Genomic DNA, 13,714 nt, shown 5'->3' on the forward strand with positions numbered 1-13,714 from the left:
CCCTCCGGTTGGGCTCCGCGAATGTGACAGCTGGGCCTGCTGCTTCGGTCCCGAATGGACCGAAACCTCGACTCAGAGCACGGTTCGAACGGCGTACTGGGCCGACCGTGACGAGTCGACCCAGCAAGCCTAATGATCAGGTCAGCGGTAAGAACCGCCCGGCCCTTCCCAACGTTGCGTCTGGGGACCTTCGTTGCCGTGTTCCTCGGATCCCTCCCCGCCCCGGGAATCCTCGGACGGGGTGTCATCGGACCGCTCGTCGCCGGGCAGGGGGTAGTTCTGCGAGGGGTTCGGAACCTCCCACGTCGGAGTCGACGGTTCACGTGCTGCTCCGTCGTCCCCGTGCTCGGCGTACGGCGGCGCGTGCCGAGATGTCCGTCCCTGATCGCGGGTATCCGGTCGGAACGGATCCGGCTGATACTGCGGGGGCTGGTACGACGGCTGCGGGTTGCCGGGCGGCTGGTACGCCTGCGGTGGCCGATACGTCGGGTCCTGTCCCTGTGTCGGATGTCCCTGTGTCGGCTCGTATCGATTCTCGTCCGATGCCGACGGATCACGCCTCGGCGGCCCCTGGGGCGGCGTGCTCGGCCCCTGGTAGCGAGGCACCGACGGCTGATCGCGCGGCGGCCAGCCCGGAGCAGACCATCCGGCCGGAGCGCCGTAGTCCGGCCGCGAACCGGTGCTGGGCCCCGATCGAGGATCTGGTCGGCGGTATCCCTCGGAATATCCACCGCCGTTCGGAGCGCCGCCGTTGGGTGCACCGCCGTTGGGAGCACCGCCGTTGGGTGCGCCGCCGTTGAACGGCTCGCCGTAACCACCGACGGGGCCACCGCGGCGACCGGCACCGGTAGTGGGCGCGCCGCCGGGAGCACCGTTCGGCGGACCCCCGTTGGGGGGTGCACCGTTCGGCGGGCCACCGTTCGTGGGGGCACCGTTCGTCGGGGCACCGTTGGTCTGGTTACCCGGGGGCGGTGCGCCGTTGTATCCGTTGCTTCCGTTCGGGTAGCCACCCTTGCTCAGCTGCGGCGATCCGGAGTAGCTCGGCTGCGGAATCTGTTGCGGCGGAAGCTGCTTCGGGGCCGGAGGCACCGGGGGCCACGGCTCGCCGCGCTCGGCGGCGAGTTCACGAGGAGTCTTGACCGGCGGCTTGTCCGAGGGCTTGCGGTCACCGAAGTCGTTGAACAGGGTGATGCGCGGCCGCTTGGTCACGCTGTGGAAGATCTTCTCGAGATCCTTGCGCGTGAGTGTCTCTCGTTCGAGCAGCTCGGATGCAAGGGTGTCGAGTAGGTCGCGGTACTCGTTGAGGATCGCCCACGCCTCGGTGTGCGCAGCCTCGATCAGCTTGCGCACCTCCTCGTCGATCTCACGGGCGACCTCGTGCGAGAAGTCGGATTGCTGGCCCATCGAACGGCCGAGGAACGGATCGCCCTGTTCCTGCCCGTAGCGGACGGCTCCGAGCTTGCTGCTCATGCCGTATTCGGTGACCATCGCGCGGGCGATCTTGGTCGCCTGGTCGATGTCCGAGGATGCTCCGGTGGTCGGCTCGTGGAAGACGAGCTCCTCCGCCGCGCGTCCACCCATGGCCATGACCAGTCGAGCGATCATCTCCGACCGGGTCATCAGGCCCTTGTCGTCCTCGGGCACGGTCATCGCGTGGCCACCCGTGCGGCCGCGGGCGAGGATGGTGACCTTGTAGACGGGCTCGATGTCCGGCATCGCCCACGCGGCGAGAGTGTGCCCGCCCTCGTGGTACGCGGTGATCTTGCGCTCGTGCTCGCTGATGATGCGGCTCTTGCGGCGCGGGCCACCGACGACGCGGTCCACGGATTCCTCGAGCGAGGCCTCGGTGATGACCGTGCCGTTCTCGCGCGCGGTGAGCAAGGCTGCTTCGTTGATGACGTTGGCCAGGTCGGCTCCGGACATTCCGACGGTTCGCTTGGCGAGACCTTCGAGGTCTGCGTCCTGAGCGACGGGCTTGCCCGCCGCGTGCACCTTCAGGATCGCCCGACGGCCGGCCAGGTCGGGAGCGCCGACCGGGATCTGACGGTCGAAACGGCCGGGACGGAGCAGGGCCGGGTCGAGAATGTCGGGGCGGTTGGTGGCGGCGATGAGGATGACGCCGGTGCGCTCACCGAAACCGTCCATTTCGACGAGCAACTGATTCAGTGTCTGCTCGCGCTCGTCGTGCCCGCCGCCCATACCTGCGCCGCGCTGCCGTCCGACGGCGTCGATCTCGTCGACGAAGATGATGCAGGGGCTGTTCTGTTTGGCCTGCTCGAAGAGATCGCGTACGCGTGATGCACCCACACCGACGAACATCTCGACGAAGTCCGAGCCCGAGATGGTGAAGAACGGGACGCCTGCCTCGCCAGCGACGGCGCGGGCCAGTAGCGTCTTGCCGGTTCCTGGAGGCCCGTACAGCAGCACGCCGCGCGGAATTTTGGCTCCCAGCGCCTGGTACCGCGACGGGTTCTGCAGGAAGTCCTTGATTTCGTAGAGCTCCTCGACGGCCTCGTCCGCGCCTGCGACGTCGGCGAAGGTGGTCTTGGGCATGTCCTTCGTCAACTGCTTGGCCTTGGACTTGCCGAAGCCCATGACGCCACCGCGGCCGCCGCCCTGCATACGGCTCATCACGAAGATGATCACGCCGAGGATCAACACCATCGGAAGGATCAGCAGCAGGAACGAGCTGAACCAGCTTTCCTGGGAGACGGTGGTGTTGTAGCTGGTCAACCCCTGGGAGTCGACCTTGTCGAATATCTGCTCGGATGCCGAGGCCGGGTACTTCGCGATGATCTTGGTCTGATTGTCGGTGGCGTCGGACGCCTCTTTGAGGGTCAGCCGGATCTGCTGCTCGCGATCGTCGATCTGCGCGGACTCGACGTTGCGGTCGTCGAGCTGGGCGATCGCCACCGAGGTGTCGACCGTCTTCCAGTCCCGCGTGTCGTTACCGAAGTAACTGAAGGCATAGATCACCAACAGAATGCCGAAAACGATGGCAAGATTTCGTATTACTGTCTTCCGATTCATACAGCTTCAGCCGACTCGGCCGTGTCCTTTCAGTCCGCTCCCGCGCGCTGGCTGCTCCCTGCCCGCCGGATGCTCCAGGCTACCGCGAGACCCGGACATCGGACTCGCTCATACCTGGCACTCTGCGTCCACGCACCTGTCGGCGTCGACGCTTCTTCCCCTCCAACGACCGCACTCCCCCTGCAGTTCCCCACCTTCTGGGGCACCCTATCCGCATCGATGGACCATTGCACACGTCACAGCGCGTCAGTGGTCCATTCACGCGACGCGTCAGTGGTCCACTGCACACACGTCCGAGCGCGTCAGTGGACCATTGCACACGTCTGAGCGCGTCGGTGGTCCATTCACGCGAACCGGGTACCCCCACGAAGCCGAACCGAACTCAGCTGTAGACCTTGGGGTCCAGCAGGCCGATGTACGGCAGATCCCGGTAGCGCTCGTTGTAGTCCAGGCCGTATCCCACGACGAAATCGTTGGGGATGTCGAAGCCCACGTTCGCCACCTCGACGTCGACCTTGATGGCTTCGGGCTTGCGCAGCAACGTCACCACCGCCAACGACGCGGGCGATCGGGTTGCGAGGTTGCGCTTGAGCCAGCTCAACGTCAGGCCGGAATCGATGATGTCCTCGACGATCAGCACGTGGCGTCCAGTGATGTCCCGATCGAGATCCTTGAGGATGCGAACGACCCCGGAGGACGACGTGGACGAGCCGTACGAGCTGACCGCCATGAACTCGAGCTGCGCCGGGATGGGCAGGGCCCTGGCGAAGTCGGTCATGAACATGATCGCGCCCTTGAGCACACCGACCAGCAGCAGGTCACCTTCGGGCGAACCCTCGGGGTATCGCAGGGCGATCTCGTCTGCCAGTTCCTGGGTGCGCGTTTTGATCTGTTCCTCGGAAATGAGAACCGATTCGATGTCGCCCTCGTACACGGGGTTTCCCTTCATTCGTTCTCCAGGCCGACGCTCAGCCTGCCATGCCGACGCGTGCACACCAACCTCGCCTCGGGCGTTCCCCCAGGCAGCGCAACTCCGCCCTGCCCGGTCCACCGTTCGACGAGGGCATCGACCGCGCGGAGCTGCCGGTCGGTCAGCGATCTCACACCCCGGCCGAGCAGCCAGCGCCGCAGTACTCGGCGACGAACGGCCGGCTCGACCGTCTCGATCGCCGCGATCTCGATCTCGGCCGCATCCGCATCGACGACGGACTCGGCCATCGCATCGAGCACCAGGCCGTCCTCGCGCAACTGCTCGGCGGTGCGCGCGAGCGCGGCGGCGACGCCGCCTCCCAGTACGTCCTCGAGCAGAGGCAGCACCTCGTGACGCAACCGCACCCGTGTGAAGTCGGTGTCGGTGTTGTGCGGATCCTCGAACGGTCGAACCCCCAGTTCGACGCAGGCAGCCCGGGTCACCGAGCGCTCGACGCCCAGCAGTGGCCGACCCCAGGGGGCGTCGAATTCCGCCATCCCGGCGATCGACCGCGGCCCCGATCCGCGCCCCAAGCCCAGCAGGACCGTCTCGGCCTGGTCGTCGAGGGTGTGCGCCACCAGGACCGAGGCGTCACCACGTGCGGCGTTCAGCGCCTCGTACCGTGCTCGTCGCGCGGCGGCTTCCATTCCACCGGAACCGGACACCTGCACCTGCAGAACCCGTGCCTGCACCGCTCCGAACTTCACGGCGTGGGCCGCTGCGGCGGAGGCGACCTCCGCCGAGCCGGGCTGCAGGCCGTGATCGACGATCAATGCACGCACGTTCGGTGCCTCGGCCACGGTCGCCGCCGTCAGGGCCAGCGAATCGGCACCACCGGACAACGCGACGGCGACAGGCCCGGGATGGGCCGCCGACCAGGCCCGCACCGCATGCCGAATCTCGAGCAGAGCGCGCCCTTCCGGTAACAGGGCAGACGGCGCGGGCCGGTGCACTGCTATCCCAGGACCCGGGCGATCCACGCGTCCGGGGCCTCGATCTCCGACAGCAACGGCAGGGTGTCGGCGTCGGTCCACACGGTGTTGAAGCGTTCCATCCCCACCGCGCCGACGACGTGGTCGACGAACGCCTTGCCGCGCACGTACTGCGCCATCTTCGCGTCCATGCCGAGCAGTGCGCGGACGACGCGTTGCAGCGGACCGACCTTGCGCCGACGACGCTGGTCGAACGCACTGCGAATGTGGGCGACGGTCGGCACGACGGCGGGTCCGACGGCATCCATCACGTGGTCGGCGTGCCCTTCGAGCAGGGTGCCCAACACCAGGAGTCGGTCTATGGCGTCGCGCTGCGGCTGCGGTTGGGTGGCGCGCAGCAGGCCGACGATGCCTGCATCCTCCGACTTCGACACCCCGCCCGGATGTCGGCGGGCCTTCAGTGCACCGGTCAGCCGATCGGCGAGGTCGGTGAGGGGCTCGTCGGCACCGTCGGAGAGCACCCCGACGTTCTCCCGCATGTAGCCACCCAGCCACGGAGCGGAGGAGAACTGCACTCGGTGCGTCACCTCGTGCAGGCACACCCACAGCCGAAAATCGCTCGGCGACACCCGAAGTGCCCGCTCGACGGCAATCACGTTCGGCGCGACCAGGAGCAATGTTCCGTGTTCCCCGGTGAACGGGTCGTACTGCCCCAGGATGGCACCGGACAAGAACGCCAACATCGCTCCGGCCTGCAGCCCGGCGGGCTTTCCGGCGAGTAACCCGGATGGCGGCTCGTCGTCGTCGCCCGTCAGATGCTGCATCGACGACGCGGCCGCGGTGATCCAGCCTGCTCGGTCGACCACCTGGGCGTCGGGCACGGGCAGTCCGTCGGCCAGACCGGTCGTATCGCGGACCGGCCCCTCGGCTCGAATCGATGCGGCGGCAAGCTCTTCCACGGCCGCCTGCGCGGTGTAGCGGGAGGTGGCCGGGCCTTTACGGGCCAGCTTGATTCCGGTCTTGGCGGCGACGGACCAGTCGACTGCGCCCGCGAATCCGGATGCGCCTTCGCTTTCCCCGGTGTGTGGGGCTTTTTCGCTGTTCGCTTGCGTTCCGCTGTTCACTGGCAACCACACGATCTCAAGGTCGATGCCACGGCATCGAGGGCGGGACGACTGGCCTCGGGCGGCCGATCGTTCGACATCAGCGCGAAGGTCAGGATTCGACCGTCGACATCCACGACGTAACCTGCGAGAGCACTTGCAGTGGAGAGGGTTCCAGTCTTGGCCCGCACCCATCCTGCACCGGTGCGATCCCCCGAGGCGTATCGATCCGACAGCGTTCCGGTGGCTCCGGCAACGGGCAGGTAATCGAGCATGGGACGTAGCGACGGCTGCTCGCTTCCGGCGGCGGAGGTGAGCACCTGATCGAGCAGCCGCGCCGGAATCTTCCCGTCCACCGACAATCCGCTGGCATCGTGCAGGGTCAGGCCGGCCATGTCGAATCCGGCGGAGTACAGGGTCTGTCCGATGGATGCGACCGCGCCGGAGAAGCTTGCGCTCGTGTTCATCTCGATCGCGAGCTCACGCCCGACCGCCTCGGCGAGGACGTTGTCGGAACGATAGATCATCTGCTGCAATCGGTTTCGGAGCGGGGCGGACTGCACGGAGGCGATTTGATCGGCACCCTCGGCGGCCGTGCCGGTCGTCACTGCTGCCGGGTCGACGCCCAGTCCCGCGGCCAGGGCACGGCCCGCGTCCAGGGCCGGGGTGGTGCTGCGCGGCGACTCGTCGACCAGTGGTTGTGATCTTCCGCCGTCGAGCATGATCGGTTCGATCGGGGTGATCGAGCCGGCTCCGATGTCGGCGGGGAACCAGCCTTCGGCCATGGTGTCGCCGGAGTAGATCGAGGTGTCGACGGTGATGCTGCGCACGGTGGTTCCGCTGCGACGGATCTGCTCGACCAGGTCGTCGATCCGCGCGGCACCCGGGTAGAACCCGTCGGTCCCCACCGGCTGTGCGGTGAGCGTGGGATCACCGCCTGCGATCAGCACGATGTTTCCCTCGCCGGTGCCCTGAACCACGCGGGTGGTGACCCGGTGGTCCGGCGGAAGCGCCAGCATCGCTGCCGCCGCGGTGAGCACCTTGGTCGTCGATGCGGGGGTCATCGGTGTATCGGGGTTCTGCGACCACAGGACCTGCCCGGACTGCGCATCGGCGACGGTTCCGGTGAACGTGCCGAGATCGGGGTTGTCGATCACCCGGGCCAGTGCGTTCGCCAGACCCGCGGAGGTGGGTGCAGGCGCGGAGCTGGGGAACGGGGTGATCTCCGGGTTCGGCAACACCGTCTCCGGTGGCGGTGCGATCGTGATCTCGGCACCGTCGGACACCGACGGAAGTACCAGCGCTGCTGTCGTTGCGGCGAGGATCGCCACGAACACGGCACACAGCGTCAGTACCAGCCGCTTCTTCCTGCGCCGTCGTCCCGCTGTGGGACCGAGGAACCGCCGTGTCAGCCCCGCCACCGTTCCTCCGTAACTGCCCTTGTCTTACCCGAGATCGTTCTGTCAACAGTATCCTCGGGTCCGGTAGCCTTTGCGCCGCCACCATCGACACACATACCGCAACTACTCGAGCCCACGGGCTCGACGAAGACAGTGAGGACTGCACGTGCCGTTCGACGTCACCATCGAGATCCCCAAGGGGCAGCGCAACAAGTACGAGGTCGACCACGTCACCGGACGTGTTCGCCTCGACCGCTACCTTTACACCGCGATGGCGTACCCAGCCGATTACGGCTACATCGAGAACACGCTCGGCGAGGACGGCGATCCGCTGGACGCACTGGTGCTGTTGCCCGAGTCCGTCTTTCCCGGCGTCATCGTCGAGGCGCGCCCGGTTGCCATGTTCAAGATGGTCGACGAGGCCGGTGGCGACGACAAGGTGCTGTGCGTTCCTGCAGGCGACACCCGCTGGGATCACATTCAGGATCTGAGCGACGTGTCGACCTTCGAGCTCGATGCGATCAAGCATTTCTTCGTCCATTACAAGGATCTCGAACCCAACAAGCACGTCACCGGGGCAGACTGGGTGGGACGTGCCGAGGCCGAGGCCGAAATCGCTGCGTCGATCAAGCGTTTGACGGACAATCCGGGTCACTGATCGTTTCGGTACCGCACCTCGTCTCGGCCGTGAGCCGGCGACATACAGTTTGGGGAGACCTATGACCGACAGCAGTTCCAACGGCACCGCCGGTGATCGGCGGAATCTCGAATCGAGGCCGATCTCGGACCCGACGCAGTTTCCCGATCTGCCGGTGACGGTCGTCCTCGACCGTATTCCCGTGCCGATCCTCGCTGTCGACCCCACCGGCGCAATCGTGTTCGCGAACGAGGCCTTCGACGATCTGTTCGGTCTCGACCGCACCGAACGTGAAGATTTCCACCTGCACGACATCTTTCCCGATCGGGCTCCGGAGGGCGTCAACGTCGCCGACATGTTTCTCACGACGGTGGCCACCCGCGCCGATTCTCTGTGGCGGATGACCGACAAGACCGGTGACATCGTTCAGGTGCGCGCCAGCAAGTCGATCCTGCGTCGTACCGAGGACACCATCGTCCTCGTCGCGCTCGAGGACTTCACCGATCAGTTGTGGAACGACCCCAAGAGCGCGCTGCGCTGATCGTTCCTCCCCGGACGAGGTACCTGGACGGTGTGCGCCGGCGAGTCACTCGCCGGCGTACACCGTCGTTTTGTTTCCACCCGCATGCTTCGACTCGTACATCGCGGTGTCCGCGTCGAGCAGAACGTTGTGCAGCAGATCCGAGGTGCTCCCGAACTCTGCGGCAGTGGACCAACGGTTGCCCGCGATCAGCGCCACGCCGACACTGCCGGTGACCGGCACCTCGTCCAGCGGATCGTGGATCGCCTCGCGGATCTCGTCGGCACAACGACGCACCGTGGTGTCGGCGACCGACAGCGCGATGGTGAACTCCTCGCCTCCGGTGCGGGCTACGCACGGCCGCCCACCCGCGGCAGCAGTGAGTCTGCGGGCCGTACGCCGCAGCACGTGATCGCCGACCGCATGTCCGTATGTGTCGTTGACCAGCTTGAATCGGTCGAGGTCGACCACCATCAACGCCACCGAGCCCTCCGCGTCGGGAGTGGCCATCATGCGCTGGAACCGCAATTCCAGGCCGCGCCGGTTGAGCAGGCCCGTCAACGAATCGGTGTTGGCGAGATCGAGTTGACGCCGAATGACTGCACGGAACGCCAGCACGGAGTTGACCACCAGAACCGTCACCAGTACCCGCGCGAGGATCGAGGCGGGATCGTCCGGCTTCTCGACCAGGGCCAGCAGTGCGAGGACCACGATGACGGCGTTGACGAACGCAGTGTGAAACTTGAGCAAGTTCCGTCGCGAGAAGTACGCGATATAGGTGCCGATCACCGCGAACAGGGCCGCCCCGTTGAGGGCCAGGTGCCGGTCTCCGAAAGACAGCAGCATCGCCGAGACGCCCATGTCGGCGTACACCACGAACCATCCGGGCATGTGGGAGACGTCCACGGAACGCAACCACCACCAGGCTCCTACGGGGATGGTCGAGAGCAACACCACCACGCAGACGGCCGTTGCTGTCACTCCGACCGGACCGTCGGAGGACAGCATCACGATCACCCCGATCAGACCGAACGAGGGCACCAGCAGCGCAATGCCCCGCGCCACCCGGCGTTCGAGCCAGACCGAACTCGTATGTGATCCAGCGTCGAACGACAGTGGCGACGCACCGCGACCGGTTGGCACTGCACCCCCTCCATCCGTGCTGAATCGACGAGCGCCCTCGCATGGCTGCCGATCACCCCGACGATCGGCCACCGGGTGCTCAGACGTTACCGGGGCTGCGGTCCGGCGGGTCCCGGCCCGATGGTTTCGTAATCGGTCAAGAATCGATCCAACAGCGCAACCAATGATGCCCGGTCGTCGAGCTCCCATCCTCCGATCACCCTGCCCAGAGTGTCGGTCCGACGCTGCTGAATCGCCGCAGCCACTTCCCGACCGGACTGCGTCACCGCGAGAACGAAGGCGCGCCCGTCCCGCTCGTCGGGCAGACGCTCGACGTGCCCTCGTTCCACGAGCTGAGCGACCTGGCGACTGACTGTCGATGGATCCGAGTTCACCATTGCCGCAAGTTCACTCGACCGCATCGAACCGTCACGCAACAGCCGGAACAAGCATACGTACGCGGCACCGTCGACGCCGCCCGAGGACGAGATCTGCGCAATGTTGCGCTCCCGGATGCGTTGCAGTCGAACCAGTTGTGTGCCCAGTTCCTCGGCGAACTCGACCATGTCAGCTACCGGTGAAATGAGCAGACCGCTTCTCGAATACCGAGGTGACCGCCTCGGTGAGATCGTGAGAGGCGAGGAAGGCTGCGTTCCAGACCGCGACGAAGCGCAGGGAGTCGTCGACGCCTGCAGATCGGGAGTGGTCCAGAACGGTCTTGATGCCCTGCACCACCAGCGGGGGATTCGCGGCAATGGCTGCCGCGCACGCGCGGGCCGCGGCGAGTGTGGCCTCATGGTCTTCGAACACGTCGTTGACCAGACCGATCTTCTCGGCGCGAGCTGCGTCGATGTCCTTACCGGTCAGCGCGAGTTCACGCATGTGGCCGTCACCGATGATCGCGGGGAGTCTGGCCATCGATCCCATGTCGGCGACGATCGCGACCCGCACCTCACGCACACTGAACTTCGCGTCTGCACTGGCGTACCGCACGTCGGCTGCGGTGATGAGGTCGACACCACCACCGATGCACCAACCCTGAACGGCCGCGACAACGGGCTTGCGGCAATCCGCGACCGCGTTGACGGCTTTCTGCATCGTCTTGATGGTGTCGTGAAACGTGGTCCGCGGGCCGGCCAACGCCTGGTCCGCCATGAGCGGACCGAATGTTCCTGCCATCGCAGCGAGGTCGAGTCCGTACGTGAAGTTCTTGCCGGAGCCGGCGAGCACGACCGCCCGAACCTCGGGATCGACGTCCAACTGCGCGAACAGCTCCGTGCTCTCACTCCAGAAGTCGGGCCCCATGGCGTTGCCTTTGCCCGGTCCGAGAAGGGTCACTTGCGCAATGTGGTCTGCGATCTCGACCGAGAAGGCTTTCCAAGTACGTTCCGTCATACTTGGCAAGCCTAGCGGGGTCGCTACGGATTCCCGCACGGCATGTTACGGCGCGTAACATCTGGACTAAGACCCTGCTCAGCTCTGGTATGCGATGCAGATCCGGCCCATCATCGAAGCATGCTGATGCATCAGGGACTCGGCCTCGACACCTTCAACGACCTGCCGCGTCGCAAAGCGGTGCACGCACTGTACGAGTGCTGTTGCTCGGTGACCTGGGCGTCACGGGTGGCCGAGAAGAGACGGTATCGCTCTCGCGCCGAACTGTTCTCCGTGGCAGCTGCAGAACTGAACGAGCTGTCCGAGGACGACGTGGATTCGCTGGCGTCGACGCTGCCGGAGCCGAGCAAAGTGTGCACGGTGATGGACTTCGACACGCGCGAGGCGTTGGGAACAGCAGCACGTGCGTACGAGCAGCGGTTCGGCTACGCCTACGTGGCGAGCCTGTTGTTCGCCCCCGAGGCCTTGGAGCCGCGCGAGATCCTGGTCGATCTCGGCCACCGTCTCGACAACGACGACCCCACCGAGCGCAGGGTCATGATCGGCGAGCTGGCGAAGATCAACAACATTCGTTTGGAACGGTTGCTGGGACCCGAGGGCGGATGGCCTCCGTACTGAGACGCCATCCAACTCGCTCGGGCTGCCGCTGTCCGAGTCAGCCGAACAGACCGACCACACGACCGATCAGCCCACCGGCTATCAGGATCGCCAACAATGCCACGACGCAGATCACGATGACCGGCATGAGACGGCTTCGCTGCGGCGGTTCGTGATTCGGGCCACCCGCCGCAGTTTCGGCCGGCGGGGTGTCTCCTGGAGTGACCCCGCCTCCCTGTTCGAGGCCGGCGGTGTCGTTCGGATCCGGATTCTGAGCGTTCATCTCTCGCGTTTACCCGGTGCGATGTAGCTCAATCGAGATGTGCCCTGGCTATCGCTCCGGCGAACAATTCGGATATCGCATCGGCGATGGTTGCCTCGTCGATTCCCTCCGGATCCACCGAATGTTCGACGGCCAATCCGGAGATCAATGCCACCAGGGACGTCGCGAGGCGTCGGGCATCGAACTTCTCGCCGACGCCCCAGTCCTCTGCCCGCTCGGCGATGAGACGTTCGAGTTCACCTCGCAAGGCGCGACGGTCGGCGCGGTAGCGATCGGCGACGGCGGGATCACGTCCGGCCAGGATTCCGAATTCGACGGTCAGCAGCGGCCAGCGCGGTTCGGCGACCACCCAGGCAGCGATTTCACCGCCGCCTGCTCCGGCTGCCGCGGTGGGGTCCAGATCCGAGATGTGCGCCAGCACGCGGGCGGCGAGGTCGAGTGAGCGCATGGCCAACAGCTCGGCGAACAGTGCTTGTTTGGATTCGAAATTGGAGTAGACGGCTCCCTTGGTGAAGCCGGCACGATCGGCTATGTCGGTCAGTTTGGCTGCGACATAACCATGTTCGGTGAATTCTTCCGCGGCGGCTGCGAGGAGCCGGACTCGGACATCCGTGCGCTGGGGACGGCGTTGCGGCTGTGTCGGCTCCCACTTTTCTTGCTCGACGGCATTCACGATACCTAGAGTATTCAATACCTCGGGTATCGACAAGGAGTCGTCCATGCGCAAGATGTCACTGCTCGCCGTCGCGGTTCTGGTACTGCAGCTCGGCTTCATCCTCAGCTACGTTTCGGCGTTTCATCAGCCGACACCTCATGCCATCCCGATAGCGGTGGTCACCGAAGCCGGTCTTCCCGACGGCCTCGACCAGCAGACCGCAGATCGGCTCGACGCCCTCGCGGGCACCCCACTCGATGCGCGTACTGCCGTCGACACGGCCGAGGTGCGCTCCCTGCTGCGCAATCGGGACATTCTCGGTGCATACGTCGTCGGCGCGAACGGAACGGACACCCTCATCACCGCCAGTGCCGCGGGCAGCTCTGTGGCGAGCGCACTGCAGTCGATCTTCACCGAGGTCGACGCCGCCCAGGGCCGCCAGTTCGTGGTTCGCGACGAGATTCCGGTCGGTGCGCACGACAATCGAGGACTGACCGGCTTCTATCTGTCGGTGGGCTGGGTGGTCGGTGGCTACCTCCTGGCGGCCGCATTCGGGCTGCTGATCGAAGCTCCGAGGTCACGCCTCGAAACCTGCATGCACGTCGGCATTCTTGCGGCGTACTCTCTCGCCTCCGGCGCACTCGGAGCCTTCATCACCACCGGAGTTCTGAACACCTTTGCCGGGCATTGGTTTCCACTCACACTGTTGGGCACCGGCGTGGTCTTCGCGACCGGACTTCTCACCATGGGGCTGCGCGCACTGATCGGCATCGCTGCTGTTCCCGCCGCGATCGTTCTGTTCGTCGTTCTGGGAAACCCCAGTGCTGGAGGCGCTTTCGGGACCGACGTGCTCCCCTCGTTCTACGCGTCGATCGGGCGATGGATCACCCCGGGCATCGGCACCGAGGGCGTGCGCAGCATCGTGTACTTCTCGGGCACAGGAGTGGGGCAGCCCGCTCTCGGTTTGGCGCTCTACATCTCGGTCGGTGCGCTACTGCTGATCGCGTCGGCTCTGCGTCGACGGTCCGCGCACACCCAGGTCGTTGCGCCCGCAGCCAGTAAAGTGTGAT

Annotated in this window: 14 protein-coding genes; 4 read left to right on the forward strand and 10 right to left on the reverse strand. The window is 65.8% G+C overall.

Annotated features, from left to right (window positions below; all coding sequences use genetic code 11):
• Nucleotides 1-141 precede the first annotated feature (141 nt).
• From ftsH to dacB, 5 genes are all read right to left on the reverse strand, one after another.
• Nucleotides 142-3,030: an ATP-dependent zinc metalloprotease FtsH gene (gene ftsH, locus J1M87_RS17295; protein ID WP_241257112.1), complete on the reverse strand. Its 2,889-nt coding sequence runs from the start codon at nucleotides 3,028-3,030 to the stop codon at nucleotides 142-144.
• A gap of 382 nt (nucleotides 3,031-3,412) precedes the next feature.
• Entirely contained in the window at nucleotides 3,413-3,964 is a 552-nt protein-coding gene (hpt, locus tag J1M87_RS17300) for a hypoxanthine phosphoribosyltransferase (protein WP_206491377.1), read from the reverse strand.
• Nucleotides 3,965-3,975: 11 nt separating this feature from the next.
• Entirely contained in the window at nucleotides 3,976-4,980 is a 1,005-nt protein-coding gene (gene tilS / locus J1M87_RS17305) for a tRNA lysidine(34) synthetase TilS (RefSeq protein ID WP_374222400.1), read from the reverse strand.
• Entirely contained in the window at nucleotides 4,956-6,056 is a 1,101-nt protein-coding gene (locus J1M87_RS17310) for a zinc-dependent metalloprotease (protein WP_206490745.1), read from the reverse strand. Before J1M87_RS17310 ends, tilS begins: the two co-directional genes overlap by 25 nt.
• Nucleotides 6,053-7,456: a D-alanyl-D-alanine carboxypeptidase/D-alanyl-D-alanine-endopeptidase gene (gene dacB / locus J1M87_RS17315; protein WP_206490746.1), complete on the reverse strand. Its 1,404-nt coding sequence runs from the start codon at nucleotides 7,454-7,456 to the stop codon at nucleotides 6,053-6,055. Before dacB ends, J1M87_RS17310 begins: the two co-directional genes overlap by 4 nt.
• A gap of 145 nt (nucleotides 7,457-7,601) precedes the next feature.
• Here dacB and J1M87_RS17320 point away from each other — a divergent pair, with 145 nt between their 5' ends.
• Entirely contained in the window at nucleotides 7,602-8,093 is a 492-nt protein-coding gene (locus tag J1M87_RS17320) for an inorganic diphosphatase (protein WP_206490747.1), read from the forward strand.
• 61 nt (nucleotides 8,094-8,154) lie between these two features.
• On the forward strand, nucleotides 8,155-8,613 hold the full coding sequence (locus tag J1M87_RS17325) for a PAS domain-containing protein (RefSeq protein ID WP_206490748.1): 459 nt from the start codon (nucleotides 8,155-8,157) through the stop codon (nucleotides 8,611-8,613).
• Nucleotides 8,614-8,658: 45 nt separating this feature from the next.
• Here the strand turns inward: J1M87_RS17325 and J1M87_RS17330 are convergent, their stop codons facing one another.
• From J1M87_RS17330 to J1M87_RS17340, 3 genes are all read right to left on the reverse strand, one after another.
• On the reverse strand, nucleotides 8,659-9,735 hold the full coding sequence (locus tag J1M87_RS17330) for a GGDEF domain-containing protein (RefSeq protein WP_206490749.1): 1,077 nt from the start codon (nucleotides 9,733-9,735) through the stop codon (nucleotides 8,659-8,661).
• An 86-nt stretch (nucleotides 9,736-9,821) separates the two neighbouring features.
• Entirely contained in the window at nucleotides 9,822-10,280 is a 459-nt protein-coding gene (locus tag J1M87_RS17335) for a MarR family winged helix-turn-helix transcriptional regulator (RefSeq protein ID WP_206490750.1), read from the reverse strand.
• A gap of 1 nt (nucleotide 10,281) precedes the next feature.
• A complete protein-coding gene (locus J1M87_RS17340) occupies nucleotides 10,282-11,109 on the reverse strand; it encodes a crotonase/enoyl-CoA hydratase family protein (RefSeq protein ID WP_206490751.1) in 828 nt (275 codons plus the stop codon).
• A gap of 120 nt (nucleotides 11,110-11,229) precedes the next feature.
• Between J1M87_RS17340 and J1M87_RS17345 the strand changes: the two genes are divergently transcribed.
• Complete coding sequence (locus J1M87_RS17345) at nucleotides 11,230-11,727, forward strand: 2-oxo-4-hydroxy-4-carboxy-5-ureidoimidazoline decarboxylase (RefSeq protein WP_206490752.1); 498 nt, start codon at nucleotides 11,230-11,232, stop codon at nucleotides 11,725-11,727.
• A 37-nt stretch (nucleotides 11,728-11,764) separates the two neighbouring features.
• Here J1M87_RS17345 and J1M87_RS17350 read toward each other — a convergent pair whose 3' ends face one another.
• Nucleotides 11,765-11,989, reverse strand: coding sequence for a DUF6480 family protein (locus J1M87_RS17350; protein ID WP_206490753.1), 225 nt, complete (start codon nucleotides 11,987-11,989; stop codon nucleotides 11,765-11,767).
• 28 nt (nucleotides 11,990-12,017) lie between these two features.
• The gene (locus J1M87_RS17355; RefSeq protein ID WP_206490754.1) at nucleotides 12,018-12,662 is read right to left on the reverse strand and encodes a TetR/AcrR family transcriptional regulator; all 645 of its coding nucleotides are present in this window, start codon (nucleotides 12,660-12,662) and stop codon (nucleotides 12,018-12,020) included.
• Between the two features lie 46 nt (nucleotides 12,663-12,708).
• Between J1M87_RS17355 and J1M87_RS17360 the strand changes: the two genes are divergently transcribed.
• Nucleotides 12,709-13,713 carry a hypothetical protein gene (locus J1M87_RS17360; RefSeq protein WP_206490755.1) on the forward strand — a complete coding sequence of 335 codons (1,005 nt, stop codon included), beginning with the start codon at nucleotides 12,709-12,711 and terminating at the stop codon, nucleotides 13,711-13,713.
• Nucleotide 13,714: the final 1 nt, after the last annotated feature.

Origin of the sequence: Rhodococcus sp. KRD162 (genome assembly GCF_017168335.1) — a bacterium.
GTDB lineage: Bacteria > Actinomycetota > Actinomycetes > Mycobacteriales > Mycobacteriaceae > Rhodococcoides.

Excerpts from the sequence above, each read along its gene's own strand:
- ftsH (WP_241257112.1), bottom strand. The coding sequence starts at position 3,030 with ATGAATCGGAAGACAGTAATACGAAATCTTGCCATCGTTTTCGGCATT.
- J1M87_RS17325 (WP_206490748.1), top strand. The coding sequence starts at position 8,155 with ATGACCGACAGCAGTTCCAACGGCACCGCCGGTGATCGGCGGAATCTC.
- J1M87_RS17335 (WP_206490750.1), bottom strand. The coding sequence starts at position 10,280 with ATGGTCGAGTTCGCCGAGGAACTGGGCACACAACTGGTTCGACTGCAA.
- J1M87_RS17340 (WP_206490751.1), bottom strand. The coding sequence starts at position 11,109 with ATGACGGAACGTACTTGGAAAGCCTTCTCGGTCGAGATCGCAGACCAC.
- J1M87_RS17345 (WP_206490752.1), top strand. The coding sequence starts at position 11,230 with ATGCTGATGCATCAGGGACTCGGCCTCGACACCTTCAACGACCTGCCG.
- J1M87_RS17350 (WP_206490753.1), bottom strand. The coding sequence starts at position 11,989 with ATGAACGCTCAGAATCCGGATCCGAACGACACCGCCGGCCTCGAACAG.
- J1M87_RS17360 (WP_206490755.1), top strand. The coding sequence starts at position 12,709 with ATGCGCAAGATGTCACTGCTCGCCGTCGCGGTTCTGGTACTGCAGCTC.